At 73.5% G+C, this 26,262-nt stretch carries 19 protein-coding genes and 1 pseudogene; 17 read left to right on the top strand and 3 right to left on the bottom strand.

What is annotated here, in order from left to right; all coding sequences use genetic code 11:
* Positions 1–318 precede the first annotated feature (318 nt).
* From GA0070560_RS03600 to GA0070560_RS03575, 6 genes are all read left to right on the top strand, one after another.
* Positions 319–3,684, top strand: coding sequence for an error-prone DNA polymerase (locus GA0070560_RS03600; RefSeq protein WP_091291303.1), 3,366 nt, complete (start codon positions 319–321; stop codon positions 3,682–3,684).
* 94 nt (positions 3,685–3,778) lie between these two features.
* The gene (locus tag GA0070560_RS03595; RefSeq protein WP_091291302.1) at positions 3,779–3,958 is read left to right on the top strand and encodes a hypothetical protein; all 180 of its coding nucleotides are present in this window, start codon (positions 3,779–3,781) and stop codon (positions 3,956–3,958) included.
* A 42-nt stretch (positions 3,959–4,000) separates the two neighbouring features.
* Positions 4,001–4,765, top strand: a complete 765-nt coding sequence (locus tag GA0070560_RS03590; RefSeq protein WP_091291910.1) for a class I SAM-dependent methyltransferase — start codon at positions 4,001–4,003, stop codon at positions 4,763–4,765.
* Positions 4,762–5,973, top strand: coding sequence for an alkaline phosphatase family protein (locus GA0070560_RS03585; RefSeq protein WP_091291300.1), 1,212 nt, complete (start codon positions 4,762–4,764; stop codon positions 5,971–5,973). The genes GA0070560_RS03590 and GA0070560_RS03585 overlap by 4 nt, the downstream gene beginning before the upstream one ends.
* 38 nt (positions 5,974–6,011) lie before the next feature.
* Complete coding sequence (locus GA0070560_RS03580) at positions 6,012–7,301, top strand: DNA polymerase IV (RefSeq protein ID WP_091291298.1); 1,290 nt, start codon at positions 6,012–6,014, stop codon at positions 7,299–7,301.
* Between the two features lie 115 nt (positions 7,302–7,416).
* A complete protein-coding gene (locus GA0070560_RS03575) occupies positions 7,417–7,812 on the top strand; it encodes a DUF3040 domain-containing protein (RefSeq protein WP_091291297.1) in 396 nt (131 codons plus the stop codon).
* A 367-nt stretch (positions 7,813–8,179) separates the two neighbouring features.
* Here GA0070560_RS03575 and GA0070560_RS03570 read toward each other — a convergent pair whose 3' ends face one another.
* From GA0070560_RS03570 to GA0070560_RS03560, 3 genes are read right to left on the bottom strand one after another with little or no spacing between them, the layout of a single operon-like run.
* Positions 8,180–10,642 (bottom strand): transglutaminase TgpA family protein, encoded by a 2,463-nt coding sequence (locus GA0070560_RS03570; RefSeq protein WP_091291295.1) that lies wholly within the window; start codon positions 10,640–10,642, stop codon positions 8,180–8,182.
* 16 nt (positions 10,643–10,658) lie between these two features.
* Complete coding sequence (locus GA0070560_RS03565; protein WP_091291293.1) at positions 10,659–11,957, bottom strand: DUF58 domain-containing protein; 1,299 nt, start codon at positions 11,955–11,957, stop codon at positions 10,659–10,661.
* A gap of 1 nt (position 11,958) precedes the next feature.
* Positions 11,959–13,014: an AAA family ATPase gene (locus GA0070560_RS03560; RefSeq protein ID WP_091291291.1), complete on the bottom strand. Its 1,056-nt coding sequence runs from the start codon at positions 13,012–13,014 to the stop codon at positions 11,959–11,961.
* Positions 13,015–13,258: 244 nt separating this feature from the next.
* Between GA0070560_RS03560 and GA0070560_RS03555 the strand changes: the two genes are divergently transcribed.
* The 11 genes and pseudogenes from GA0070560_RS03555 (at position 13,259) to leuS (ending at position 26,253) form a co-directional block, all read left to right on the top strand.
* Positions 13,259–14,878: an L-lactate permease gene (locus GA0070560_RS03555; protein ID WP_091291289.1), complete on the top strand. Its 1,620-nt coding sequence runs from the start codon at positions 13,259–13,261 to the stop codon at positions 14,876–14,878.
* Between the two features lie 15 nt (positions 14,879–14,893).
* Positions 14,894–15,079: a hypothetical protein gene (locus GA0070560_RS03550; RefSeq protein WP_091291286.1), complete on the top strand. Its 186-nt coding sequence runs from the start codon at positions 14,894–14,896 to the stop codon at positions 15,077–15,079.
* Between the two features lie 3 nt (positions 15,080–15,082).
* Complete coding sequence (locus tag GA0070560_RS03545) at positions 15,083–15,901, top strand: cysteine hydrolase family protein (RefSeq protein WP_091291284.1); 819 nt, start codon at positions 15,083–15,085, stop codon at positions 15,899–15,901.
* The gene (ggt, locus tag GA0070560_RS03540; protein WP_091291281.1) at positions 15,898–17,556 is read left to right on the top strand and encodes a gamma-glutamyltransferase; all 1,659 of its coding nucleotides are present in this window, start codon (positions 15,898–15,900) and stop codon (positions 17,554–17,556) included. The genes GA0070560_RS03545 and ggt overlap by 4 nt, the downstream gene beginning before the upstream one ends.
* A gap of 12 nt (positions 17,557–17,568) precedes the next feature.
* Positions 17,569–20,307: pseudogene (mbhE, locus tag GA0070560_RS03535) on the top strand (hydrogen gas-evolving membrane-bound hydrogenase subunit E).
* Positions 20,304–20,660, top strand: a complete 357-nt coding sequence (locus tag GA0070560_RS03530; RefSeq protein WP_091291278.1) for a sodium:proton antiporter — start codon at positions 20,304–20,306, stop codon at positions 20,658–20,660. Before mbhE ends, GA0070560_RS03530 begins: the two are co-directional and overlap by 4 nt.
* Positions 20,657–22,108, top strand: coding sequence for a monovalent cation/H+ antiporter subunit D family protein (locus tag GA0070560_RS03525; RefSeq protein ID WP_091291275.1), 1,452 nt, complete (start codon positions 20,657–20,659; stop codon positions 22,106–22,108). Before GA0070560_RS03530 ends, GA0070560_RS03525 begins: the two co-directional genes overlap by 4 nt.
* Positions 22,105–22,512 carry a Na+/H+ antiporter subunit E gene (locus tag GA0070560_RS03520; RefSeq protein ID WP_091291272.1) on the top strand — a complete coding sequence of 136 codons (408 nt, stop codon included), beginning with the start codon at positions 22,105–22,107 and terminating at the stop codon, positions 22,510–22,512. Before GA0070560_RS03525 ends, GA0070560_RS03520 begins: the two co-directional genes overlap by 4 nt.
* 4 nt (positions 22,513–22,516) lie before the next feature.
* Positions 22,517–22,774: a monovalent cation/H+ antiporter complex subunit F gene (locus GA0070560_RS03515; protein ID WP_091291908.1), complete on the top strand. Its 258-nt coding sequence runs from the start codon at positions 22,517–22,519 to the stop codon at positions 22,772–22,774.
* A complete protein-coding gene (locus GA0070560_RS03510; RefSeq protein ID WP_091291269.1) occupies positions 22,771–23,214 on the top strand; it encodes a cation:proton antiporter in 444 nt (147 codons plus the stop codon). Before GA0070560_RS03515 ends, GA0070560_RS03510 begins: the two co-directional genes overlap by 4 nt.
* A gap of 198 nt (positions 23,215–23,412) precedes the next feature.
* The gene (gene leuS / locus GA0070560_RS03505) at positions 23,413–26,253 is read left to right on the top strand and encodes a leucine--tRNA ligase (RefSeq protein WP_091291267.1); all 2,841 of its coding nucleotides are present in this window, start codon (positions 23,413–23,415) and stop codon (positions 26,251–26,253) included.
* The last annotated feature ends 9 nt before the right edge of the window (positions 26,254–26,262 follow it).

Genomic DNA, 26,262 nt, shown 5'->3' with positions numbered 1-26,262 from the left:
GCCGTCCGTTCCCGCTGTCCATGGCGAGGCTGCCTCCAGTGGCCTTCCTCGTGGCGCAGGCGCATCCGTGTCGGCTGCCGCACGCGTGCCCGTTGCCGCATCCGCGGCTGTTCCTGTTGCTGCCTCCGTTGCCGCCTCCGCCTCCGCATCGGCTCCCGCGATCCATCCGTGCTATCAGGTCCGTAGTCGGCTGACAGTCATCCGCCTCCCGACGGGGGCGGAACCAGAGCGTGGAGGAACCTGGCCACTCCGGCGGCCGCAACCTTCCCGGCGGCCGCAATCCAAGATGCCGACGCACGGCCGCCGGGGAGCCGGCCGGTGAGCTTCCACAACCCGAAGATGCCCTGGTCGGAGCTGGAGCAGGTGCTCTCCGGGCGGTCCGGCAAGGACCGGCCCCGGGGCGAGCGGCACCTGCACGTGGTGGACCCGCTCGCGGTCGACGCCGACGGTGGCGACGCCCCGGCCTGGAGCCGTAAGCGGCAGCACTACCAGCCGCCCGAGCTGCCCCGTCCCGACGGCACGGTGCCGTACGCCGAGCTGCACGCGCACAGCAACTTCAGCTTCCTCGACGGGGCCAGTCACCCGGAGGAGCTGGCCGAGGAGGCCGCCCGGCTGGGGCTCACCGGGCTCGCCGTCACCGACCACGACGGCTTCTACGGCGTGGTCCGGTTCGCCGAGGCGGCCCGGACGCTGCACCTGCCGACGATCTTCGGCGCGGAGCTCTCCCTCGGGCTGCCCGGCCCGCAGAACGGCGAGCCAGACCCGCTCGGTCGGCACCTGCTGGTGCTCGCCCACGGCCACGAGGGGTACGCCCGACTCGCCACCACCATCTCCCGCGCCCAGCTGCGCGGCGGCGAGAAGGGCCGCCCGGTCTACGGCGAGCTGGAGGAGGTCGCCGCCGAGCTGCGCGACCACGTACTGGTGCTCACCGGATGCCGCAAGGGGCACGTGCCGGCGGCGCTGCTCACCGAGGGCGTGGACGCGGCGGCCCGGGAGCTGGACCGGCTCACCGCGCTCTTCGGGGCGGAGACGGTGGCGGTGGAGCTGACCGACCACGGGCACCCCGTCGACGCCGACCGCAACGACGCCCTGGCCGAGCTGGCCGCGTCCGCCGGGCTGCCCACGGTGGCCACCAACAACGTGCACTACGCCACCCCCGGGCGACGCCGGCTGGCCACCACCCTGGCGGCCGTACGGGCCCGGCGCAGCCTGGACGAGATCGACGGCTGGCTGCCCGCCGCCGCCACCGCCCACCTGCGCAGCGGCGCGGAGATGGCGGCCCGGTTCGCCGCGTACCCGGGTGCGGTGGCCCGGGCCGCCGAGTTCGGCGCGGAGCTGGCGTTCGACCTGCAACTGGTCGCGCCCCGGCTGCCGGCGTACCCCGTGCCGCCGGGGCACACCGAGATGAGCTGGCTGCGCAAGCTGACCATGGACGGCGCCCGGGAGCGCTACGGCCCGACCGAGGCGCACCCCGAGGCGTACGCGCAGCTGGAGCACGAGCTGAAGATGATCGACGAGCTGGGCTTCCCCGGCTACTTCCTGGTGGTCTACGACATCGTCACGTTCTGCCGCGAGCAGGACATCTACTGCCAGGGCCGGGGCTCGGCGGCCAACTCGGCGGTCTGCTACGCGCTGCGGATCACCAACGTGGACGCCGTCCGGCACCGGTTGCTCTTCGAGCGTTTCCTCGCCCCGGAACGCGACGGCCCGCCCGACATCGACGTGGACATCGAGTCCGACCGCCGGGAGGAGGTGATCCAGCACGTCTACGCCCGGTACGGCCGGGAGCACACCGCCCAGGTCGCCAACGTCATCTCGTACCGGCCCCGGTCGGCGGTGCGGGACGTGGCCAAGGCGTTCGGTTTCTCGCCCGGCCAGCAGGACGCCTGGAGCAAGCAGATCGACCGCTGGGGCTCGGTCGCCCCGGTCGACGTGGCGGACATCCCCGAGCAGGTGGTGGCGTACGCCAACGAGCTGCAGACGTTCCCCCGGCACCTGGGCATCCACTCCGGCGGCATGGTGATCTGCGACCGGCCGGTGATCGAGGTCTGCCCGGTGGAGTGGGGCCGGATGCCCGGGCGCAGCGTGCTCCAGTGGGACAAGGACGACTGCGCCGCCGTCGGCCTGGTCAAGTTCGACCTGCTCGGCCTCGGCATGCTCTCCGCCCTGCACTACGGCTACGACATGATCGGAATGACCCTCGACCTGGGCGACATGACGCTGGACGACCCCGAGGTCTACGACATGCTCTGCCGGGCCGACTCGGTCGGGGTGTTCCAGGTGGAGAGCCGCGCCCAGATGGCCACCCTGCCCCGGCTCAAGCCGCGCGAGTTCTACGACCTGGTGGTGGAGGTGGCGCTGATCCGGCCCGGCCCGATCCAGGGTGGCTCGGTGCACCCGTTCATCCGGCGCAAGAACGGCCAGGAGCCGGTGACCTTCCCGCACCCGCTGATGCGCAACGCGCTGGAGAAGACCCTCGGCGTGCCGCTGTTCCAGGAGCAGTTGATGCAGCTCGCCATCGACCTGGCCGGCTTCGACGCGGCCGGGGCCGACCAACTGCGCCGGGCGATGGGGGCCAAGCGGTCGGTGGAGCGGATGGCGCAGATCGCCGACCGGCTCTACGCCGGGATGGCCGAGCGGGGCATCACCGGCGAGCTGGCCGACGACGTCTACCGCAAGCTCACCGCGTTCGCCAGCTACGGCTTCCCGGAGAGCCACGCGATGAGCTTCGCCTACCTGGTCTACGCCAGCTCCTGGCTCAAGCGCTACCACCCCGGCCCGTTCCTGGCCGCGCTGCTCAACGCCCAGCCGATGGGCTTCTACTCGCCGCAGACCCTGGTCGACGACGCCCGCCGGCACGGTGTCGAGGTACGCCGCCCGGACGTCAACGCCAGCGGGGCTCTGGCGGTGCTGGAGTCGACGCCGCAGACCCGGTGGGGGAGCCGGCCGGGTGAGCCGCCGCACGAGTGGGGTCTCGGCGGGCCGGCCGTCCGGCTCGGCCTGTCCGGTGTGCGTACCGTCGGCGACGGGGTGGCCGAGCGGATCGAGGCGGAACGGGCCGCGCGCGGGCCGTATCGGGACATGCCGGACCTGGCCCGGCGGGTCGGTCTCACCGCCGCGCAGCTGGAGGCGCTGGCCACCGCGGACGCCTTCGCCTGTTTCGGGCTGACCCGGCGGCAGGCCCTCTGGGCCGCCGGCGCCGCGGCCCAGGACCGGCCGGACCGGCTGCCCGGCACGGTGACCGGCACGGCCGCGCCCACCCTGCCCGGGATGGAGGCGGTGGACCGGCTCGTCGCCGACGTCTGGGCCACCGGGCTCTCCCCGGAGAACCACCCGGCCCGGTTCATCCGCGACCGGCTCGACGCCCTCGGCGCGGTGCCGATCGCCCGGCTCGGCCGGGTGGAGTCCGGCCGGCGGATCCGGGTCGGCGGGATCGTCACCCACCGGCAGCGCCCGGCGACCGCCGGCGGGGTCACCTTCCTCAACCTGGAGGACGAGACGGGGATGCTCAACGTCACATGTTCGCCCGGGTTGTGGCAGCGCTACCGGCGAACAGCGCGCACCAGCGCGGCGTTGGTGGTGCGGGGCCGGTTGCAGCGGCACGAGGGGGTCACCAGCCTCACCGCGGACCGGCTGGACCCGATCGAGCCGCCCGTCAGCCCGGCGTCGCGGGATTTCCGTTGAGCGGAGTGATCCACATTACGGTTTCCGGGGCCCGGACGAGGGAGACTTCCGCACACGCGCGGGCAGAGCGGCCCGCTCGGCAAGGGGGTGGACCATGACCTTCAACAGCACGTACACCGGTGGTGTGGCGAACGTCCGGCGCACCCGGCTGGCCGCCGGCTGGTCGCCGGAGCAGGACGCGGAGCCCCGCGAGTACCAGGTGACCGACGGGCCGGTGGCCAACGCCCAGCGTTCCCGGGCGGAGGAGGACCCCGCCGCCGGCGGGGAGTCCTGACGGCCCGACCCACCACCGCCTGCGGGGGGTCGGGTGGTGCGGGTGACTAGGCTCGACCGGGTGGAGCAGACCACCCGGTTCACCGAACCGCCGCTGACCCCCCGTACCGCTGTCATCTGGTCGGTCCTCGCCGCCGAGCTGGACCGACGCGCCGGTGACCAGCTCACCGTGCTCGACGTCGGCGGCGGGACGGGCGGCTTCGCCGTCCCGCTCGCCCAGGCCGGACACCGGGTCACCGTGGTCGACGCCAGCCCCGACGCGCTCGCCGCGCTGACCCGCCGGGCCGCCGAGGCCGGGGTCGCCGACCGGGTACGCGCGGTGCAGGGCGACGGCGACGCGCTGGCCGGGCTGGTCGAGCCGGCCGGCGTCGACCTGGTGCTCTGCCACTCCGTGCTGGAAGTGGTCGACGACCCGGCGCCGGTGGCCACCGCCCTCGCCGCCGCGCTGCGCCCGGCCGGCGCGGCCAGCGTGCTGGTCGCCGGACGGGCCGCCGCCGTGCTGACCCGGGCGATGAACGGGCACCTGGACGTCGCCGCCACGCTCGCCGCCGCCCCGGACGGCTCCGCCGGAGCACGCGACACCCTGCGCCGGCGCTTCGACGCCGACAGCGCCACCGCGCTGCTCGCCGCAGCCGGGCTCACCGTGGAGGAGATCCACGGGGTGCGCGTCCTGGCCGACCTGCTCCCCGCCGCGGTGGCCGACGGCCAGCCGGCCGCCCTGGTCGAGCTGGAACGCGCCCTGGCGGCCCGGTCGCCGTACCGGGATCTCGCCGCCCAGCTGCACCTCTTCGCCCGCCGCCCGGCGTGACCGGGCCGCGACGACCGCCGGACGGGCCGGACGACGCCGTCGGCCCGCCGCTCGGCCACGTCGGGCCGCTGGAGATCGTGCCGCCGCGGTACGGCGGGGGCAGCCTGGTCGACGTGGTGCCCAGCGCGCTGGCCGTGCTCGGGGTGCCTGGCGCGGTCGACCTGCTCGGCCTGACGCCCCGCCTGGCCGGGGTACGCCGGATCGCGGTGCTGCTCGTCGACGGCCTCGGCTGGTACCAGATCCCCACCGCCGCGCCGTACGCGCCGACCCTGGCCGGGCTCACCGCCACCGCCGGCCGGCCGCTGACCGCCGGGTTCCCGTCCACCACCCCGACCAGCCTGGTGAGCCTCGGCGCGGGCGTGCCGTCCGGGGCGCACGGGGTGCTCGGCTTCACCGTCCGGGTGCCCGGCACCGACCGGGTGCTCAACCACATCGAGTGGGCCGGCGACCCGGAGCCGCTGCACTGGCAGCCGGTGCGTACCCAGTGGGAGCGGGCCCGGGCGGCGGGTGTGGCGGTGACCGTGGTCAGCCGCCCCGAGTACGCCGGCAGCGGGCTGACCCTGGCCGCCAACCGGGGCGGCGACTACCGGGGCGCGGCCGGCGTGGACGCGCTGGCCGGCACGATGCTCGCCGCGCTCGCCGCCGGTGACGGTCCGACCCTGGTCTCCGGCTACCACCCCGACCTGGACCGGCACGGCCACCTCAGCGGGGTCGACTCCGCGCCCTGGCGGCTCGCCGCCGCCGGGGTGGACGCGCTGCTCGCCCGCCTCGTCGACGGTCTCCCGCCGGACGCCGCGCTGCTGGTCACCGCCGACCACGGCCAGCTCGACGTGCCCGCCGCGCACCGCTTCGACCTGGACACCGACCCCCGGCTGCGCGCCGGTGTCCGGGTGATCGCCGGCGAGCCGCGGGTGCGCTACCTGCACGTCGCGCCGGGCGCGACCGACGACGTGGTGGCCGCCTGGTCGGCGGTGCTCGGCCCGGCCGCCCGGGTGCAGACCCGCGCGGAGGCGGTGGCCACCGGCCGGTTCGGCCCGGTGCCGGAGGAGCACCTGGGGCGCATCGGTGACGTGGTGGTCACCTGCCACGGCACGTACGCGGTGCTGGCCAGCCGCTCCGAGCCGCCGGCGGTGTCCCGGCTGGTGGCGTACCACGGGGCGGACACCGCGGCCGAGATGACCATTCCGCTGCTGGTCGTGCGGGGCTGACCGACCGGGCTGTCACACCGGCGGGCTAGCCTGCGGGGATGGGTCGGAGCCAGTCGTTCGCGCGCGGTCACGACCCGCGCCCCGGGTCGGAGGGTGGCGGTGATCCGCGCTTCGGGCCGGGCGCCGACGACTCGGGCTGCCCGATCCTGCACGTCGACATGGACGCCTTCTTCGCCTCCGTCGAGGTGCGCCACCGCCCGGAGCTGCGCGGCCGGCCCGTCGTGGTCGCCGGCACCGGGCCGCGCGGCGTGGTCAGCTCCGCCAGCTACGAGGCCCGGCGGTACGGCGTACGCAGCGCCATGCCCACCATGCGGGCCCGCGCGCTCTGCCCCGACGCGGTCTACCTCCCACCCGACTCCAGCCGGTACTCGGCCGCCTCGCGGGCGGTGATGCAGATCTTCCGCGACGTCACCCCGCTGGTCGAGCCGCTCTCCCTCGACGAGGCGTTCCTCGACGTGGCCGGGGCCCGGCGACTGTTCGGCCGGCCGGCCGAGATCGCCCGGCTGATCCGCCGGCGGGTCGCCGAGGAGCAGCGGTTGACCTGCTCGGTCGGGGTGGCGCCGAGCAAGTTCGTGGCCAAGCTCGGCTCCACCCGGGCCAAACCGGACGGGCTGCTCGTGGTCCCCGCCGACCGGGTGTTGGAGTTCCTGCACCCGCTGCCGGTGGCTGCGCTCTGGGGGGTGGGGGAGCGCTCCGCCGAGACGCTGCGCCGGCTTGGCCTGTCCACCATCGGTGACCTCGCCGAGGCGCCGTACGGCATGCTCCGCCGGGCGCTCGGCGAGGCGTCCGCGACCCACCTGCACGAGTTGGCCCGGGGCCGTGACCCGCGCGCGGTGAGCCCGGAGCACGTGGAGAAGTCGATCGGCGCCGAGGTGACCTTCGACGCGGACGTGGACGACCCGCTGGAGATCCGCCGGGCGCTGCTCGCCCTCAGCGAGAAGGTGGGCGCCCGGCTGCGCCGAGCCGGGCAGGTCGGGCGGACGGTGTCGATCAAGGTACGGCTCGCCGACTTCCGCACGGTCAATCGGTCCCGGACCCTCGGTGGCCCGACCGACGTGGCCCGGGAGGTGTTCGACACCGCCTGGGCGCTCTACACCGTTCTCGACCCGGGTGAGCGCATCCGGCTGGTCGGCGTACGCGTCGAAGGGCTCGCGGGTGCGAGCGGCGCAGCCCGGCAGTTGACCCTCGGCGCCCCCGAGCGCGGCTGGCGGGAGGCGGAAGCCGCCGCGGACGCCGCCGCTGCCCGATTCGGGCGGTCCGTCATAGGTCCGGCCAGTCTGCTCGGCAAGGGTGAACCCCGTCGGCGGGAAAATCCGACCCGGCCGTAGGTCGTCCCGCTTTCCGACGCGCGACCCCCCTCGTAGACTTGTCGGTAAGCAGCCGGTTGGCTGCCACGGTCTGTCGGCCCGACCGGGCCGACCAACGTGACCGGGGAGGAGTGCCGTGCCGCTCTCGGAGCACGAGCAGCGGCTGTTCGAGCAGATCGAGCGGTCGCTTGCCGAGGACCCCAAATTCGCCTCGGCCGTGCGCGCCAGCGATCCGCGCTTTTACGCGCGGCGTCGCCTGCTCGTCGCTGCCGGCGTGGTCGTCGTCGGCTTGGCCCTGTTGGTCTACGGCGCGGTGATCAAGACTCCGCCACTGGCAGTGGCGGGCTTCGTCGTCATGCTGGCCGCTTTGGGCTACGCGGTGCAGTCGCAACGCAGGGCGCAGTCACCCGACCTGCACGTGGTCGGGGGCACCACCAGTCGCCGTCGTCCACGCGGGCGCGCGGGTCGACGGCCGTCGCTGCTGGACCGCATGGAGGACCGGTGGCGTCAGCGCCCGGAGGGACATCGCTGAAGGTCGTCGCCCGTCGTTGAGGCGGGCCGGCGTCGTCACGACGACGGTAGGTGCCGGACCTGATCCGGCCACTACCGTCGCACCACCATGTCCGCGACCCGATCCGGCGGGCCTGGTCTGCCCGGCCGAGGATCGCCCGCGACGAGGCGAGCCTCGCCGAGAACACCACGCCCGGCTCTTCCCGTGGTGAACGACCTCTCACGCCCACGTCACCCCCCCCGCCCCAACCCCAAACCCCCAACCCCCGACCCCGCCCCGACCGGGGCAGGGGCACGGCACGGTGGGCGGCGCAACTTCCCGGATGTAGGGGTGTCGCGAGACGGGGACACCACTACATCCGGGAAACAGCGCGATCTGGGCGGGCGGGTCAGACGCGGCGGGCCAGCAGGCGGCGTGGGCTCCACCGGGCCAGCCGGTACCGTGCCTGCCCGCCCGTCGCCACCAGCCACGAGGACCGCTCCGCGACGGCCAGCCGCCAGCGCAGCAGCACCGACGGCGGGAGCAGGGCGGCCAGCAGCCGGGTACGCCGGTCGGACCGGGCGGCGAGCGCACCGCGTACCGAGCGCAGGGCCGGGTGCAGCGGCTCGCCGGTGAGCGGGTCGCGGGCGTAGCGCGCCCGCTCCTCCGCGCGGCCGAGCAGCCGTACCGCCGCCGTCGAGGTCGCGTCGTCGGACAGGGCGTCGCGGACCAGGCGCTCCGCGGTCGCCCGGGGCGTCTCCGTCCGGTCGACGCGGACCCGGTAGTCGACCAGGGTGTCCAGCAGTTCGTCCCACGCCGTGTGGGCGTCCGCCCGGGCCCGGTCGCGGTCCGCGCCGAGCACGACGATGCCGGTCGCCTCCGGAGCGGCGTCGCCGGAGCCGGCCGCCACCGCCGCCGGGGCGGGCTGCGCGTGCCGTCGGCGGCGCAGCGTCACCCGGCGCAGCGCCGGCACGGAGAGCAGAGCGAGCAGCGCCAGCACCCCGCCGGCCGTCCACCACGGCCAGGTGGGCGTACGCCGCACCGGTGCGCCGGTGACCGGGTCGAAGCCCTCGTCGACCTCCCGGTCGGCGGCGTCCGGCCGGTCCGGCCCGGCGGAGCCGCCCGGGTCGTCCGGAGTGGCCCCCGGCGCGGAGGTGCCCGACGGCTCCGGGTCCGGGGCGTCGCTGTCCGGGGCCCAGGCCGAGCGGTTCGCGCCCTGCACGGCGTACGCCGGGGTGGGGTCGAACGGCACCCAGCCCATCTGGTCGAAGTAGACCTCCGTCCAGGCGTGCAGGTTGCGGTTGGTAAGCACCCAGGTGTCGTCCCCGGCACCGGTGCCGTTGGTGAACCCGAACGCCACCCGGGCCGGGATGCCGGCGGACCGCACCAGCCAGGCCATCGCCGCCGCGTACTGCTGGCAGAAGCCGACCTTGTTGGTGAGGAAGTCGACGATCTCCTGGCCGCTGGTGCCGCCCTTGGTGCTCAGCGAGTAGCTGAAGCCGTTGTCCCGGGAGAAGTAGTCGTAGATCGCCCGCACCTTGTCGTAGTCGGTGCGTTTGCCCTCGATCAGCCGGGAGACCAGCAGGTCCACCTGCTGTACCGCAGGCCGGCGGGTCTGCTGGACGGCGATCGGGTGCTCGGCCGGCAGGGAGGGCGCCCGGCGCAGCGCGGCGGGACTGAACGTCGACCGGACGTACTCGAAGGAGTAGCGCTTGCCCCGGGAGTTGTCCCGGTTGGAGAAGACGACGCCGAGGTTCTGGTCGTAGAGCCAGTTGCCGCTGAGGCCGTCGACGTCGACCGGGTCGGAGTAGACGGGCACCAGCGGCATGGTCAGGTTACGGCTGACCTCCACGGTCGCCCGGTGGCGTTGTTGTGCCACGCCCTGCCGCGCGGGCACCCCGGGCAGGTCCCGGTCGACCCGCCTGCCGTTGGGTGGACGCACCCGGAAGCCGTCCGGACGCAGCTCGTCGGCGACCCCGAAACGCAGATAGAACGGGCTGGACTCGGTGGTGGTGACCTTGACCATCTCGGCCACCTCGGACTGGTTGAGCTGGCCGCTGAGCGCCGCGAAGAGGTCGATCCGGCCGGGGCTGCCGCCCTGCCCGGGCCGCCCGTTGCCGGTGCCGTCGCCGACGGAGTTGAACTGGTCGAGCAGCCCGCCGGTCATCCCCGGCACGGCCAGCGGCACGGCCACGGCCAGCGCCACACCCACCACCGCCAGCCGGCGACCGGCGGCGGCCAGCGGAGACGCCTCCCAGACGTCGACGTCGCGCCCCTCGCCGGTGAACCGGCGACCGAACCGGCGTACCCGCTCCACGTTGTCGGTGACCAGCAGCCAGAGGTAACCGCAGGCGCCGACGACGAACGGCAGCGCCGGCACGCTGTCCACGTAGACCGCGACCGGCACCGAGTAGATCGCCAGCATCGGCAGGCCGGCCAGCGCCGGACGCCGCAGCCCCACCGCCAGCAGGTCGACCAGCATGGCCACGGCGCCCACCCCGAGCACGGTGATGAACAGCAGCGGGGTGGTGTCCGGCACCTTCACGCCGTACGACCGCATGTCCTGCGCCGAACCCTGCATCAGCTCGCCGAAATGGGCCAGGGTGGCCGGGGTGGGGATGAACGCGACCAGTTCGGTGCCGCCGGGGAAGAGCCAGGTCAACGCCAGCAGCAGGCCGGCCAGCATGCCCAGCGCCTGCCCCCAGAGCGGAGCCCGCAGCAGCCGGGCCAGCGCGGCCACGCCGGCCACCACGGCCACCGCGATGGCGGCCTGGACCAGCCAGGTCCACCGCTGGAAGATCGACGACAGCGGCGCCGCGGCGAGCAGTGTCGCCGCGGCGGCCACGAAGCCGAGGTTCCGGGACGCGATCACGATCTCACCTTCCCTGTCACCGGACGACGCCGGCGACCGTCTCGGCCATGGCCGCCCGCAGGGCGAAACCCTGCGAACCACGGGCCGCCTGCGGCCACAGCGCCGGCAGCCGGCCGCCGTGGTCGACCCCGATCACCCGCCAGCCGCCCTGCAACAGGGCGAGCGCGGCGGCGCCGTGGGCGCGTTCGGACTCGGCGCGGGCCTTCTCCGGCAGGTTCAGCCAGGTGCTGCTGTCCAGCAGGAAGCCCACGCAGGTCGCACCGTTGCCGCGCAGGCCCGACAGCAGTTCCGCCTCGGTGGGGCCCAGTGACCCGAGCAGCGCGATGATCAGGCCGCCGTCGGCGCGCTGGCGTACCCGCTGCACGAGGGTCGCGACCTCGCCGCGCTGGTCGAGCCGGACGTCGGCCAGATGATCGAGGAGCACGCCGTCGCCGGCCGCCTCGGTGGCGTCGACGTCCACCCCCGAGCCGGTGACCAGGCGCAACTTGTAGCCCGACTGCCGCAGGTGCACGGCGATGCTCGCGGCGGCGGTGACCGCCCACTCGAAGCTGGCCGTCGGGCCGTCGCCGCGGTGGCCGTACGCGCGGGTGTCCAGCACGACGGTGGCCCGGCTCTCCCAGGGCTGCTCCTCGCGCCGCACCATCAGCTCACCGGTGCGCGCGGTCGACTTCCAGTGCACCCGGCGCAGGTCGTCGCCCATCCGGTACTCCCGGGTGGCCGCGTCGTCCTCACCGTGCACCGCGACCGACCGGGCCCGGCTGTCGCCGCTGCCGGCGTACTCGCCGGGCAGACGGACCGTCGGCAGTGGGGTGACCTGCGGGATCACCGTCAGGTGGTCGGTGCTGGGGAAGGCCCGGGTCAGCTCGCAGAGCCCGAACGGGTCGGTCATCCGGACCACCAGCGGACCCACCTCGTACCGGCCGCGCACGTCGGCGCGGACCGTGTACGCCACCGAGCTGGCCTGGTGCGCGCCGAGCCGTTCCAGCACCACCCGGGGCCGGCTGCCCAGCGCGTACGGCAGCCGGTCCTCGAGCAGCAGGGTGCCGGTGGGCAGCCGGGACATGTTCTGCAGGCGCAGCACGACCCGGGAGCTGGCCCCGACCGGCACCCGGTGCGGCTCCAGCGACCGGTTGCAGGCCAGCTTGTAGCGACTGCGCCCGACGTAGAGCGCGGCGAGCAGCGGCAGGGCGGCCAGCAGCACCGCCACCCGCAGCAGGTCCTTCTCACCGAGGATGCCGGCGGAGACCGCCGCCGCGACCGCGGCCGCCAGGAACGAGCGGCCGCGGGTGGTCAGGCCGCGCAGCCCGTCGCGCACGTCACGGCCTCCGCGGCTCGAACGGCGGGCGACCGTTGCCGGTGGCGGGACGGGGCGCGTCGTACTGGGTGCGCTTGCGGTCCTGCGGCAGCGCCAGCCGGTGCACCAGCTCGGAGACGATCGCGTCGGTGGTGCGCCGGGCGAGCTGGGCGTCGGCGGTCGGGATGATCCGGTGCGCCAGCACCGGCACCGCGAGGGCCTGCAGGTCGTCCGGGACGACGTAGTCGCGCCCCTCCAGGGCGGCCACCGCGCGGGCGGTGCGCAGCAGTTGCAGGGTGGACCGCGGGGACGCGCCGAGGCGCAGCTCGGGGGACTCGCGGGTGGCGGTGACCAGGTCGACGGCGTACTGCTTCACGGCGTCGGCGACGTGCACCTGGCGGACCGTGGCGATCAGCCGGCGGACGGTGTCGGCGTCGGAGACCGGCCGCAGCTCCTGCAACGGGTCGGCGGCGCCGTGGCCGTCCAGCATGGCCAGCTCGGCCTCCGGGCCCGGGTAACCCATCGCGATTCGCGCGGTGAACCGGTCGCGCTGCGCCTCGGGGAGGGGATAGGTGCCCTCCATCTCGATCGGGTTCTGGGTGGCGATCACCATGAACGGAGTCTGGAGCTGGTACGTCACCCCGTCGACGGTGACCTGCCGCTCCTCCATGCACTCCAGCAGCGCGGACTGGGTCTTCGGCGAGGCCCGGTTGATCTCGTCGCCGACGACCAGGTTGGCGAAGACCGCGCCCGGGCGGAACTCGAAGTCGTGCGTCTCCTGGTTGTAGACGCTGACCCCGGTGACGTCGCTGGGCAGCAGGTCGGGGGTGAACTGGATCCGGCGCACCGAGCAGTCGATCGAGCGGGCCAGGGCCTTGGCCAGCTTCGTCTTGCCGACGCCGGGGACGTCCTCGATCAGCAGGTGACCCTCGGCGAGCAGGACGGCCAGGGCGAGGCGCACCGTCGCGGTCTTGCCTTCGATGACCTGCTCGATGTTGGCCACGATGGCTTCGCTGGCGGCGCGGAACTCGTCGTGCGGCAGCAGGCCGCCCACCTCGTCCCAGGTCTGTTGTGTCACGGGCCTCCTCCTCGTCGCCGGAACGGCAGCTCTGTAAAGAGCACCTGGACCCGCCGTTGGGTTCGCGACGCCGAGCCACGTCTGCCGCAGAAATCTCACTGGTCTCTCAGGCTAACCATGTTTCTCGTGATCGCCGACACCCGCAGGTACTCCGCCGGTTACGCCCGGAAATTTCGCCGGTCGGGGGACGCATGCGCACATGCTCACCGGGTAGACGCCGCTCCTGATCCGGACGGGAGCGAACATGACGGACTCGGCACTGCCGATCAACCTCGGGTACTGGCTGCTGGCGCTCAGTCCGATCGTGCTGCTGCTGGTCCTGCTCGCGGTGCTGCGCTGGAAGGCACCCGAGGCCGGCCCTGCCGGGATGTTCCTGGCCGCCGTGGTCGCGCTGGTCTTCTTCCGTACTCCGTTCGAGACGCTCGCCGTGGGCGTCGGCAAGGGTGTTTGGGACGCGGTGTTCATCCTGCTGGTGATCTGGCCGGCGCTGCTGCTGTACCGGGTGGGCACAGCTGCCGGTGCCTTCGACGCATTGCGCCGCGGGTTGTCCCGGTACAGCCGCAACCACGTCTTCCTGGTCCTCGGGTTCGGGTGGGTGTTCGCCTCCTTCACACAGGGCATCGCCGGCTTCGGCGCACCGATCGCGATCGTGGCGCCGCTGCTGCTGGCCATCGGGGTACGTCCCCTCTACGCCGTCGCCATCCCGCTGATCGGGCACGCCTGGGCGAACATGTTCGGCACCCTGGCGGTGGGTTGGATCGCCACGTTGCAGGTGGTCGAGCTGGACGACGAACTCGCCACGGCACTCATCACGGCGGTGCTGCTCGCCCCGGTGACGCTGATGGCCGGCGTCACCATCGCCTGGATGGCCGGAAAGGGACGCGGGGTCCGGATCGCCTGGCCGCTGATCCTGATCATCTCGGCGCTGCACGCCGGGCTCCAGTTCGTGATCATGTACTGGGAGCCGCTGCTGTCCGCCTTCCTCGCCAGCACCGTCGCACTGGTGGCGCTCTATCCGCTGTCCCGCTGGTCCCGCTACCGGGAGCCGGCCCGCGACGTCGGGGAACGCCCGGCCATGCGTGACGACGCCGGTGAGGGGGACGAGGAGAAGAGCGAGCCCGTCATGGGCCTCGGCTGGGCGCTGCTGCCGTACGCCGTGCTGACCCTGGTGGCCGTCCTCACCCTCGCGGTGCCGCCCGTGGTGAACCTGCTCGACCAGGTCGAGTTCGGGCCGCCCTTCCCCGAGGCGGGCACCGGATTCGACGTGGTGAACGAGGGTGAGCGGCCGTACTCGCCGATCGCCCCGTTCACCCACCCGGGTTTCTCGCTGGCCGTCGCGGTTCTGGTCACCTGGCTGGTCTACCGGTCGCGCGGTTTCTTCGCGCGGCGGCGGCAGCGGGAGGGGCGCCAGCCGATCTGGTCGAGCCTGGCCACCGACGCCACCCCCGCCTCGGTGGCAATCCTGTCGTTCCTGGTGCTCGCCGCCGTGATGGAGCACTCCGGCCAGACCGACGTGCTGGCGCAGGGCCTGGAGCAGGTCTCGCCGCCGCTCGTCTACGCCTTCCTGGCCAACATCATCGGCCTGATCGGGGCCTTCATGACCTCCAGCAACACCGCCTCCAACGTGCTCTTCGCCCAACTGCAGCAGGGCGTCGCCACCGGCACCGGCCTCTCCGGCAACGCCGTCGTCGCCGCGCAGAGCGCCGGTGGCGCCATCGGCAACGCCGTCGCGCCGGCCAACATCGTCCTCGGCACCGGCACCGCCGGCATCGTCGGCCAGGAGGGCGCCGTGCTGCGCAAGACGCTGCCCTGGACGCTGGCTGCCGCAGTGGTGATCGGTCTGCTGACCCTGCTCTTCGTCTGACGGATTGGAGACGTCGTGAACGAACTGCGCTGGCTGCTGCTGGCCATGGCGTTGTTCCTCGGCGCGCTACCGGCGCTCAGCGCCGGCACCGAGGCGCAGGTCCCACCGCTGTGGTGGGCGGGGCTGGCCCTGGTCGCCGCGGCCGGGGCCATTCCGGTGGTGCTGCGGTTCGTGCCCTCCGGCGACGACAGGGAGGACTGACCGGTGCCGCGCTTCCGGGAGATCTACGCCGACACCGGCGACGGCGGAGTCCAGCTCGGCGCCAGCGCCGACCGGTGGCACCTGTACGAGGACTTCGTCCACCTGTCTCCGCACCACACCGAGGGGAAACTGGTCCGCTTCGAGGCGGAGCTGCTGCCGTTCGTCGACAACCTCGACCGGGGCGCGCTGGTGGTGGTGGACATGCAGAACGACTTCTGTTCCCCGGGTGGGTGGACGCAGCGTTCGGGACTCGACCATGAGGCGTGCCGGGCGGCGATCCCGGGCGTGCAGCGGGCCGTCGAGGCCGCTCGCCGGCACGGCATGTTCGTCATCTGGGTCTACTGGCACAACCGCCCCGACCTGCGCAACCTTGGCGCGCCCACGCTGTACTCCTTCAAGCACCGGCTGGACCAGCGGGGCATCGGCGAGGAGCTGGATCTCGGCCAGGTGCTCACCGCTGGCTCCTGGGGCGCCCGGATGGTCGACGAACTGCAGGACCACATCGACGAGGACGACATCCGCGTCGAGAAGGTACGGATGAGCGGCTTCTACGGCACCCACCTCGACCAGGTGCTGCGAACCCAGGGCATCCAGACCCTGTTCGTCTGTGGCGTCAACGCCGACCAGTGCGTCAGCACCACGCTGGAGGACGCCTACTTCCGGGACTACAACCCGGTGCTCATCTCCGACGCCACCGCCACCTCCAGCCCCGCGTACTGCAAGGACGCCGTGGTGTTCAACACCAAGCAGTGCTGGGGCTTCGTCACCACCACCGACGGGTTCGCCAACCCGCGACCGTACCCACTGAAAGGGCTGACATGAGCGCGCCGCACGGACCCCGCACCGGCCGCCCGCCGACCCGGGCCGACCGTGGCGCGGTCTCCTCGCCGCACGTACTGGCCAGCGGAGCCGGACTGGCCGTGCTGCGTCGCGGTGGCAGCGCGGTGGACGCCGCCGTCGCGGTCAACGCGTTGCTCTGCGTCGCCTACCCGCACATGGCCGGCCTCGGCGGCGACGGGTTCTGGCTGATCGCCGGCCCGGACGGCGCGGTGGAGGCGCTCAACGCCTCCGGTCCGGCCGCCGCGACCGCGACCCGGGACTGGTACGCCGAGCGCGGACACACCGAGCAGGTGCCGGTGCGGGGAGCACTGTCCGCGCTGACCGTGCCGGGCGCCCTGGACGGCTGGCGGCTGGCCCACGAGCGGTACGGCCGGCTCGCCTGGGCCGACCTCTTCGAGGACGCGGTGCACTACGCCCGGCACGGGGTGCCGGTGTCCCGCTCGCTCAGCGACTGGCTGGTCGAGGATCTGGAGCTGCTGTCGGGGGAGGCGAGCACTCGGCACCTCGTACCCGCCGGACGGGCGCTGCGCGAGGGGGAGCGGTTGCGCCAGCCGGAGCTGGCCACCTCGCTGGAGGTCATCGCCGCGCACGGTGCCCGAGCCGGCTTCTACGAGGGCGAACTCGGACGGCGGTTCTGCCAGGCGTTGGAGGTAGGTGGCTCCCCGCTGCGCCCCGACGACCTGGCCGCCTACCACGCGCAGTGGGAGGAGCCGATCAGCACCGACTACCGCGGCCACACCGTGTACGAGCTGCGCCCCAACACCCAGGGCTTCGCCGCCCTGCAGATCCTCAACCTGGTCGAGGGCTTCGACGTGGCCGCCTGGGGGGACGGCACGCCCGACTACTACCACCACATGGCGGAGGCGGTGAAGCTCGCCTTCGCCGACCGGGACGAGTGGCTGACCGACCGGCACTGGGTGGACATCCCGCTGCGCACCCTGCTCGACAAGGAGTACGCCGCCCGCCGCCGCGCCCTGATCCGGACCGAGCGGGCAATGGTGATGGACGAGGTGGAGCCGGGCCTGCGGTTCTCCCCCCAGACGCACCGCCGCCGCGCGCCGGGCGGCGACACCTGCGCGTTCACCTCCGTCGACCGGGACGGGCTCGTCGTCTCGGCCATCCAGTCCATCTACCACGACTTCGGCAGCGCGATGATCGTCGGCGACACCGGAATCATCCCCCAGAACCGAGGCTCGTTCTTCTCCCTCGACGAGACCCATCCCAACCGGATGGAACCCGGCAAGCGCACCTTCCACACCCTGATCCCGGGGCTCGCCTGCCGGGACGGACGGCCCTGGCTCGCCTTCGGCAGCATGGGCGGCGAGGGCCAGCCGCAGACGCACGCCGCCCTGCTGACCCGTCTGATCGACTTCGGCTACGACGTCCAGCAGGCGATCGAGGCGCCGCGCTGGCTGATGGGGCACACCTGGGGGACCACGGTCAAGGACCTCTCCCTGGAGGGTCGGATCGGTGACGAGGTCGCCCGGGAGCTGCAACGCCGCCGGCAGCCGGTGCGGATGCTGCCCAACTGGGACGACAACATGGGCCACGCACATGCCATCCGGATCGACGCGGAGCGAGGGCTCCTGGAGGCCGGTGCCGACCCGCGCGGCGACGGCGCCGCCCTCGGCTACTGACCGCCGCCCGTAATGATCCTGGCGGTCGTTCTCGTCTGGCAGGTCGCCCTCGCGGCCTGCGTACCCCTGCTCACCCGCCGGCTGGGCCGCGACGCCGGCTATCCGTTGGCCGCCGGGTTCCTGCTGACGGCCGCGCTGCTGCTGCTCCGGCTCCCGGTGATCCTCGCCGACGGGACGGCGGCGGTCGGCTGGCGGTGGCTGCCCTCGCTGGACGTCTCGGTCGCCCTGCGGATGGACGCCCTCGCCCTGGTGTTCGCCCTGCTGGTGCTCGGCGTGGGCGCCCTGATCATGGCCTACTGTCCGCGCTACCTGGGTCACGACCAGGCGCACACCCGGACGTACCTGCTGCTGACCCTCTTCGCGACCGCCATGCTCGGCCTGGTCCTCGCCAACGACCTGCTGGTCCTGTTCGTCTTCTGGGAACTGACGTCGGTGCTGTCCTTCGTGCTGATCGGGCAGGGCCGGCCGGCCGCCGGCCCCCCGGCGGTGCGGGCGTTGCTGGTCACCTCGGGCGGCGGCCTGGCCCTGCTGGCCGCCGTCGTGGTCCTCACGCTCGACCTCGGCACCAGCGACGTCGGCCGCATCCTCGCCGAACCGGAGCGGCTGGACAGCGGCGCGGCCTGGGCGGCCGGCGCGCTGGTGCTGGTCGCGGCCTTCACCAAGTCGGCGCAGCTGCCGTTCCACTTCTGGCTGCCCGGCGCCATGGTCGCCATCACCCCGGTCAGCGCCTACCTGCACGCGGCCACCATGGTCAAGGCCGGCATCTACCTGCTGATGCGGTTCTCCGCCCTGTTCGGCGGCCACCCCGGCTGAGACCTGACGCTGCTCACAGTCGGCCTGCTGACCGCCGTGCTCGGTGCCTTCCTGGCGTTGCGCCAGTACGACCTCAAGGCGCTGCTGGCGTACTCCACGGTGAGCCAGCTCGGGCTGATCGTCGGGGTCATCGGGGTGGGCACCCCCGCCTCGGACGCGGCCGCGATCCTCTACACCGTCGCGCACGCCCTGTTCAAGGCGACGCTGTTCATGCTGGTCGGCATCATCGACCACGAGGCCGGCAGCCGGGACATCCGGGAACTGTCCGGACTGCATCGGGCCATGCCCGCGACGGCGCTGTTCACCGCACTCGCCGCCGCCACCATGGCCGGCCTGCCGCCGACGATCGGCTTCGTCGGCAAGGAGGCGATCTTCGAGGCCCTGGCCGAGGCGCACCACCTGCGCCTCTCCGGCCAGCTGGCGGCCGGACTCGGGGTGCTGGCCGCGGTGCTGACCTTCGCGTACGCGGCCCGACTGGTGCACGGCGTCTTCACCGGCCCGCTGCGCCAGCAAGGGCTGCGCTCCCCGCGTCGTTCCTTCGTCGCGCCCGCCGCGGTGGCCGCGATCCTGACCACTGCGCTGGGACCGTCCGTCACCCTGCTCAGCCCGATCGTCCAACGCGCCGCGAACGACGCCCGGCCCCAGGGCGAACCGCCCTACCTGGCGTTCTGGCACGGCTTCACCGTGGCCCTCGGGCTCTCCGCGCTCACCGTCCTGCTCGGGACGCTGCTCTTCGTCTTCCGGGCCCGCACCGACCGACTGCTGCGCCGACTGCCCACCACCACGCCCTTCGCCGTCCGGTTCGAGGCTGGCCGCGTCCGACTGCTGCACCTCGGCGCTCTGCTGGCCCGACCGGCCCGGGCCGCCGGCCCGGCCACGTTCCTGCTCCGGCCGCTGCTCGCCGTGCCGCTGCTGGCCGTGGTGGCCGCGGTCGGACTCGGCCCGCTACCGCCGCCGGTGGGCGAGGCGACCCGCCCCGGCGACGCGGTGCTGCTCGTCCTGCTCATGGTGACCCTGGCCGGACTGGTCACGGTGCGGTCGGCGCTGGGCGCGGTCGGCCTCACCGGCACGGTCGGCCTCCTGCTGTCGGTCTGGTTCGTGACCGCCGGGGCGCCTGACGTCGCGCTGACGCTGCTGCTGGTCGAGGTGCTCACCACCATCGTGGTGATGCTGGTACTGCGGCGCCGTTCGCCGCGTCTGCCACCGCGCGGCTCACGGCGTGCCCTACTGGCCGGCGCAGTGCTGGCCGGCGCGACCGGGCTGGCCGCGGCGGCCGGCACCGCGGCGTTGACCGGTCGGCGTGACCTCTCCGCACCCGGCCGGTACCTGCTCGCCGAGGCGGGTCCGACAACCGGCGGGAGCAACGTGGTCAACACCATCCTGGTGGAGTTCCGTGCGCTGGACACCCTGGGCGAATCGGTGGTCCTGGCGGTCGTGGCGGTGGGGCTGGTGTCGCTCGCCGACCGGGTCACCCGGACTGGACGGGACCTACCGGCCGCAGCCGCCGACCCGGTGCTCGTCTTCGCCCACCGGCTGCTCGCCCCGGTGATGCTGGTGGTGTCGGGCTTCCTCTTCGTCCGCGGGCACGAGGAGATCGGTGGCGGCTTCATCGGTGCCCTGCTGGCCGGGACCGCCGTCGGGCTGGGCCACCTCGCGTACGCCGGCACCTCGACGCCCCTGCTCGGCCGGCTGCGCACCCGGCCCCTGCTGGTGGCCGGGCTGCTGCTCTGCGTCGGTGTGGGGCTGGCGGCGCTGCCGTCGGGCCGACCGTTCCTCACCCTCGGCAAGGCCGGCCTGCCCGGCGGGGCGGCCCTGCCCTTCTCCACCAGCCTGCTGTTCGACCTCGGGGTGTACCTGATCGTCCTCGGGCTGATCGTGGCGGCGGTTCGCCGGCTCGACGTGTCGACCCGACCGGCCGCGACGGGGGAGCGGCGGTGACCGCCGCCGTCGCCGTCGGCGTGCTGGTGGCCGCCGCGGTCCACCTGCTGCTCCAACGCGGCCAACTCCGGGTGATCCTCGGTTTCGTCCTGCTCGGGCACGCGGTCAACGTGCTGCTGCTCTCCGCCGGCGGGCTGGACCGGCGGACACCCGCCTTCGACGGCGCCGGCGAGGACACCGCGGACCCGTTGCCGCAGGCGTTCGCGCTCACCGCCATCGTGATCAGCTTCGGAATCACGCTCTACCTGCTCGGGCTGCTCAGGGCGGACGTCCCGGCCGGCGACGGCGGCGAGGAGGAGACCGCCGACGGCCGCTCCGCCGCCGAGGGCGGCGAGGGTGGGGACGAGCGGTGAGCCGCCTGTTGATTCTGCCGTTCGCCGGCCCGCTGCTGACCGCCGCGCTGCTGTTCGCCGCACCGCGGCGGCACACGGCGCACCGGGTGGCCGGTCTCGCCGTGACCGCCGCCGTGCTCGCTCTGGCCGTGGCGCTGCTGGTGCTCACCCGCGACGGGACGGTGCTGGCCGAGCGGATCGGCGGCTGGCATCCACTGGTGGCGATCGGCTTCGCCGCCGACGCGTTCAGCGCGCTGATGGTCACCGTCTGCGCGCTGGTGGTGCTGGCCTGCCTCGCCACGACCGCCGCACCCGGCGACGACCACGATCCGCTGTTCGTGCCCCTGGTGCTCGTGCTGTCGGCCGGCGCCTACGGCGCGTTCCTCACCGCTGACCTGTTCAACCTGTTCGTGCTGGTCGAGGTCATGCTGGTGCCGTCCTACGTGCTCGTCGCGCTGGGCGGCGGCACCCGGCTCGGGGCCGCCCGGGTGTACGTGGCGATGAACCTGCTCGCCTCCACGATCCTGCTGGCCGGGGTCGGTCTGGTCTACGGGGTGACCGGCTCGGTGCGTCTCGGCGATCTGGCCGCCGCCGCGCGTACGTCGCCCACGGTGGGCGTGGCCGCCGGCGTCGTACTGCTGGCGCTGGCGGTCAAGAGCGCCGTCGTACCGTGGCACGACTGGCTGCCCAGGACCTACCCCGAGGCGCCACCGGTGGTGCTCGCCCTCTTCTCCGGGCTGCTCACCAAGGTCGGTCTCTACGCCCTGATCCGGGTCTACGCCGTCGTGTACGACGGCGATCCGGCGTACCACTGGGTCATCGGCACGGCCGCGATGCTCAGCATGGTCGTGGGCGTGCTCGGCGCGCTCGGGGAGGCCACCATGCGCCGGGTGCTCACCTTCCACATGGTCAGCCAGATCGGGTACGTCCTGCTGGGACTGGCCCTGTTCACGGCCGCGAGCCTCGCCGCGGCGGTCTTCTACCTGGTGCAGTACATCCTGGTGAAGACGGCGCTGTTCCTCTGCGCCGCGGCGGTGCACACCGGTCACCGGACCGACCGGCTGGACCGGCTGGGCGGCCTGGCCACCCTCCACCCGATGCTGGCGCTGGCCTTCGCCGGCGCCGCGCTCTCCCTGGCCGGACTCCCGCCGTTCTCCGGATTCGTAGCGAAGTTCCTGCTGATCAGGGCGGTGGGCGACGCCGGGCAGTGGGTGGCGGTGACGGTGGCCGTCGGCGTCAGCCTGCTCACGCTGGCCTCGATGCTCAAGATCTGGGGCGCGGCCTTCTGGGGGGAGCCATCCGGATCTGACGGGGCCGTGCCGGCCCGGGTGGTCCTGCCGGCGTTGACCCTGACGATCGTGTCGTTGCTGCTCGGCCCGGTGGCGCAACCCCTGCTCGGGCTGGCCGACACGGCGGCGGCCGGGCTGCTCGACCCCGACGCCTACCTGCGGGCGGTGAACGGCCGGTGAGCGCGGATGTCGGGCGGCGGGCGGTGGTGCGGACCGGGCGGATCCTGCGCTTCCTCGGGTGGTTCGCCGTCCGCCTGGTGGTGGCCAACCTGGTGGTCGCCCGGGAGATCCTGACCCCGGGCTGGCGGCTGTGCCCGGCGATCGTACGGGTGCCGCTGCCCGGGACGAGCAGCACCGAACTGGTGCTGACGGCGCTCTGCGTCGGGCTGACCCCGGGCACCCTCACGGTGGGGGTCCGGACGACCCCGCCGGTGCTCTTCGTGCACGGCATGTACGCCGACGATCCGCACGCGTTCCGCCACCAGATCGTCGAACTTCAGCGGAAACTGCTGCCGGCCGTGCGTCCCGTCGGCCGGCAGCCGGCCGGACCCGCACCCGCGGCCGACGACCCGGATGAGGGGTGAGGACGTGTTCCTGCTCGACGTGGTGCTCGTGGTCCTCGCGCTGTCGGCGCTGCCGGTCGTCTGGCGGCTGACCGTCGGCCCGACGGACGCCGACCGGGCGGCGGCCCTCGACCTGGGCTTCTTCGTCGTCCTGGCCGCGATGGCCGTGCTGGCCGCCCGGCTGGACTTCCCGCCCCTGCTGGATCTGGTCCTGACCGGCACCCTGGTGGCCTTCCTGGCCACGGTCGCCCTGGCCCGTCTGGTCCACCGGCGGTCACGCTGATGCGTACCGTGCTGGCGGCGGTCCCGCTGCTCGTGGGGACCGGGCTGATCGCGGTCAGCGCCCTGGGCCTGCTGCGGCTGCCGGACGTCTACAACCGGATGAACGCGGTGGCCAAGGCGGCGAGTCTGGGCGTGGTGTGCGTCCTGCTGGGGGTGCTGGTGCTGGTGTTCGACGTGCGCAGCGCGGTGGTGATCGCCGTGGCGGTCGGACTGCAACTGGTGAGCGCGCCCGTGGGTGGCTACGCGCTGGCCGTGGCGTCCTACCGGGCCGGCAGCCCGTTGGCCGCGGTGACCCGGTTCGACGATCTCGCCGACGCCGACGCCGACGCCGACGCCGACGCCGACGCCGACGCCGACGCCGACCCGGACGGCGGCCCGGACGGCGGCCCCGGACGCGACCGACCGGGTGGCGCGGCGGGCGGCGGATCCACGGGTGGGTAACCGTGTACCCGTCACGTTCCGGCCGGCGGTAGACTGCGGGACATGTCCGTGGCCGGTCTGCTTCTTACCGAGCCGTGCTGACGCGCTGACCCGCGACAGCACGGCCGCCCCTCCTGCGCGAGGGGCTTTTTTGTGCCTGCCGGACGAGACCGACCCGCATCCCGCGGTACGACGAACAGCGGATCGAGGAGAGACGCCATGAGTGAGGCAGCCGCACCGGCCAGTGACGTGCCACCGTTCCGGTACACGGCCGCTCTGGCCGACGAGATCGAGCGGCGGTGGCAGGACACCTGGGCGCGCGAGGGCACCTTCCACGCCCCGAACCCGACCGGCCCGCTGGCCGACCCGCAGCACCCGCGCTCCGGCGCGGAGAAGCTGTACGTGCTGGACATGTTCCCCTACCCGTCGGGCGCCGGCCTGCACGTCGGGCACCCGCTGGGCTACATCGGCACCGACTGCTTCGCCCGCTACCAGCGGATGGCCGGGCGCAACGTGCTGCACGCCATGGGCTTCGACGCGTTCGGCCTGCCCGCCGAGCAGTACGCGGTGCAGACCGGCACCCACCCCCGGACCACCACCGAGGCGAACATCGAGCGGTACAAGGCGCAGCTGCGCCGGCTGGGTCTGGCCCACGACGAGCGGCGCTCGGTGGCCACCATCGACACCGACTTCTACCGCTGGACGCAGTGGATCTTCCTGCAGGTCTTCAACTCCTGGTACGACACCGACGCGCGCAAGGCCCGCCCGGTCGCCGAGCTGATCGCCGAGTTCGAGGGGGGCACCCGACCCACCCCGGACGGCCGCCCGTGGGCCGAGCTGACCGTGGCCGAGCGGCGGGCGATCGTCGACGACCACCGGCTGGCGTACGTCTCGCAGGCGCCGGTGAACTGGTGCCCGGGGCTGGGCACCGTGCTGGCCAACGAGGAGGTCACCGCCGACGGCCGCTCCGAGCGGGGCAACTTCCCGGTCTTCAAGCGCAACCTGAAGCAGTGGATGATGCGGATCACCGCGTACGGCGACCGGCTGCTGGACGACCTGGACACCCTGGACTGGCCCGAGCCGATCAAGCTGATGCAGCGCAACTGGATCGGCCGGTCCACCGGCGCGCACATCGACTTCCCGACCGCCGCCGGGCCGGTGCGGGTGTTCACGACCCGGCCGGACACCGTCTTCGGCGCCACCTACATGGTGCTGGCCCCCGAACACGAGCTGGTCGACGTGCTGGTCCCGGCGGCCTGGCCGGAGGGGACGAAGGACGCCTGGACCGGCGGGCACGCCAGCCCGCGGGCGGCGGTCGAGGCGTACCGGAAGGCGGCGGCGGCCAAGACCGACATGGAGCGGCAGGCCGACACGAAGGAGAAGACCGGCGTCTTCGTCGGCGGGTACGCCACCAACCCGGTCACCGGGGGGCAGATCCCGATCTTCATCGCCGACTACGTGCTGGCCGGCTACGGCACCGGCGCGATCATGGCGGTACCCGCCCAGGACGAGCGGGACTGGGCGTTCGCCGAGGTCTTCGACCTGCCGATCGTGCGTACCGTGCAGCCGGCCGACGGCTTCGACGGCAAGGCGTACACCGGGGACGGCCCGGCGATCAACAGCGCCGCGCCCGAACGCGGCCTGGACCTGAACGGCCTGGGGGTCGCCGAGGCCAAGGCGCGGATCATCGAGTGGCTGGAGGCCAACGGGCACGGCGCGGGCGCGGTCACCTACCGGCTGCGCGACTGGCTGTTCTCCCGGCAGCGCTACTGGGGCGAGCCGTTCCCGATCGTGTACGACGAGACCGGCGCCGCCATCGCGCTGCCCGAGTCGATGCTGCCGGTCGAGCTGCCCGAGGTGGACGACTTCTCCCCGAAGACGTTCGACGCCGACGACGCCGACAGCAACCCGGAGACCCCGCTGTCGCGCCGGCGCGACTGGGTCGAGGTGGAGCTGGACCTGGGTGACGGCCCGAAGCGGTACACCCGGGAGACCAACGTGATGCCGCAGTGGGCCGGCTCCTGCTGGTACGAGCTGCGTTACCTGGACCCGACCAACGCCGAGCGCTTCGTCGACGTGGAGAACGAGCGGTACTGGACGGGCCCGCGCGGCGAGGGCGACTGCGGCGGCACCGACCTGTACGTCGGCGGCGCCGAGCACGCCGTGCTGCACCTGCTGTACGCCCGGTTCTGGCACAAGGTGCTGTACGACCTGGGACACGTCTCGTCGTTCGAGCCGTTCCGCAAGCTGTTCAACCAGGGCTACATCCAGGCGTACGCGTACACCGACGCGCGGGGCGCCTACGTGCCGGCCGAGGAGGTCACCGAGCGCGACGGTGGCTTCTACCTGGGCGACACGGCGGTCAACCGCGAGTACGGCAAGATGGGCAAGTCCCTGAAGAACGTCGTCACCCCCGACGAGATGTGCGCGGCCTACGGCGCGGACACCTTCCGGGTCTACGAGATGTCGATGGGCCCGCTGGAGGTCTCCCGCCCGTGGGAGACCCGGGCGGTGGTCGGGTCGTACCGGTTCCTGCAGCGGGTGTGGCGGGCGGTCGTCGACGAACAGACCGGTGCGCTGCGGGTCACCGACGCGCCGGCCGACGAGGTGACCCGCCGGCTGCTGCACAAGGTGGTCGACGGCGTCCGCGGCGACATGGAAGCGATCCGGTTCAACACGGCGATCGCCAAGCTGATCGAGCTGACCAACGCCATCACCCGGCTGTCGCAGACCCCGCGTGAGGTGGCCGAGCCGCTGGTGCTGATGCTGGCGCCGTTCGCCCCGCACGTCGCCGAGGAGCTGTGGCGACGGCTGGGCCACGACACCTCGTTGACGTACGCGGACTTCCCGACCGCCGACCCGGCGCTGCTGGTCGCCGAGACGGTGACCTACCCGGTGCAGGTCAATGGCAAGGTCCGGGGCCGGGTCGAGGTGGCCACCGACGCGGCCGAGGACGACGTGCGCGCGGCGGCGCTGGAGGCGGTCGCCGGTGCGCTGGCCGGTAAGGAGCCCCGCAAGGTGATCGTGGTGAAGGGCCGGATGGTCTCGGTCGTCGCCTGAGCCTGCCCG

It is taken from the genome of Micromonospora halophytica (assembly GCF_900090245.1).
In the GTDB taxonomy this organism is placed as follows: domain Bacteria; phylum Actinomycetota; class Actinomycetes; order Mycobacteriales; family Micromonosporaceae; genus Micromonospora; species Micromonospora halophytica.
Note: the sequence above shows the minus strand (reverse complement) of the source record. Positions and strands in the feature narration are given on the sequence as shown.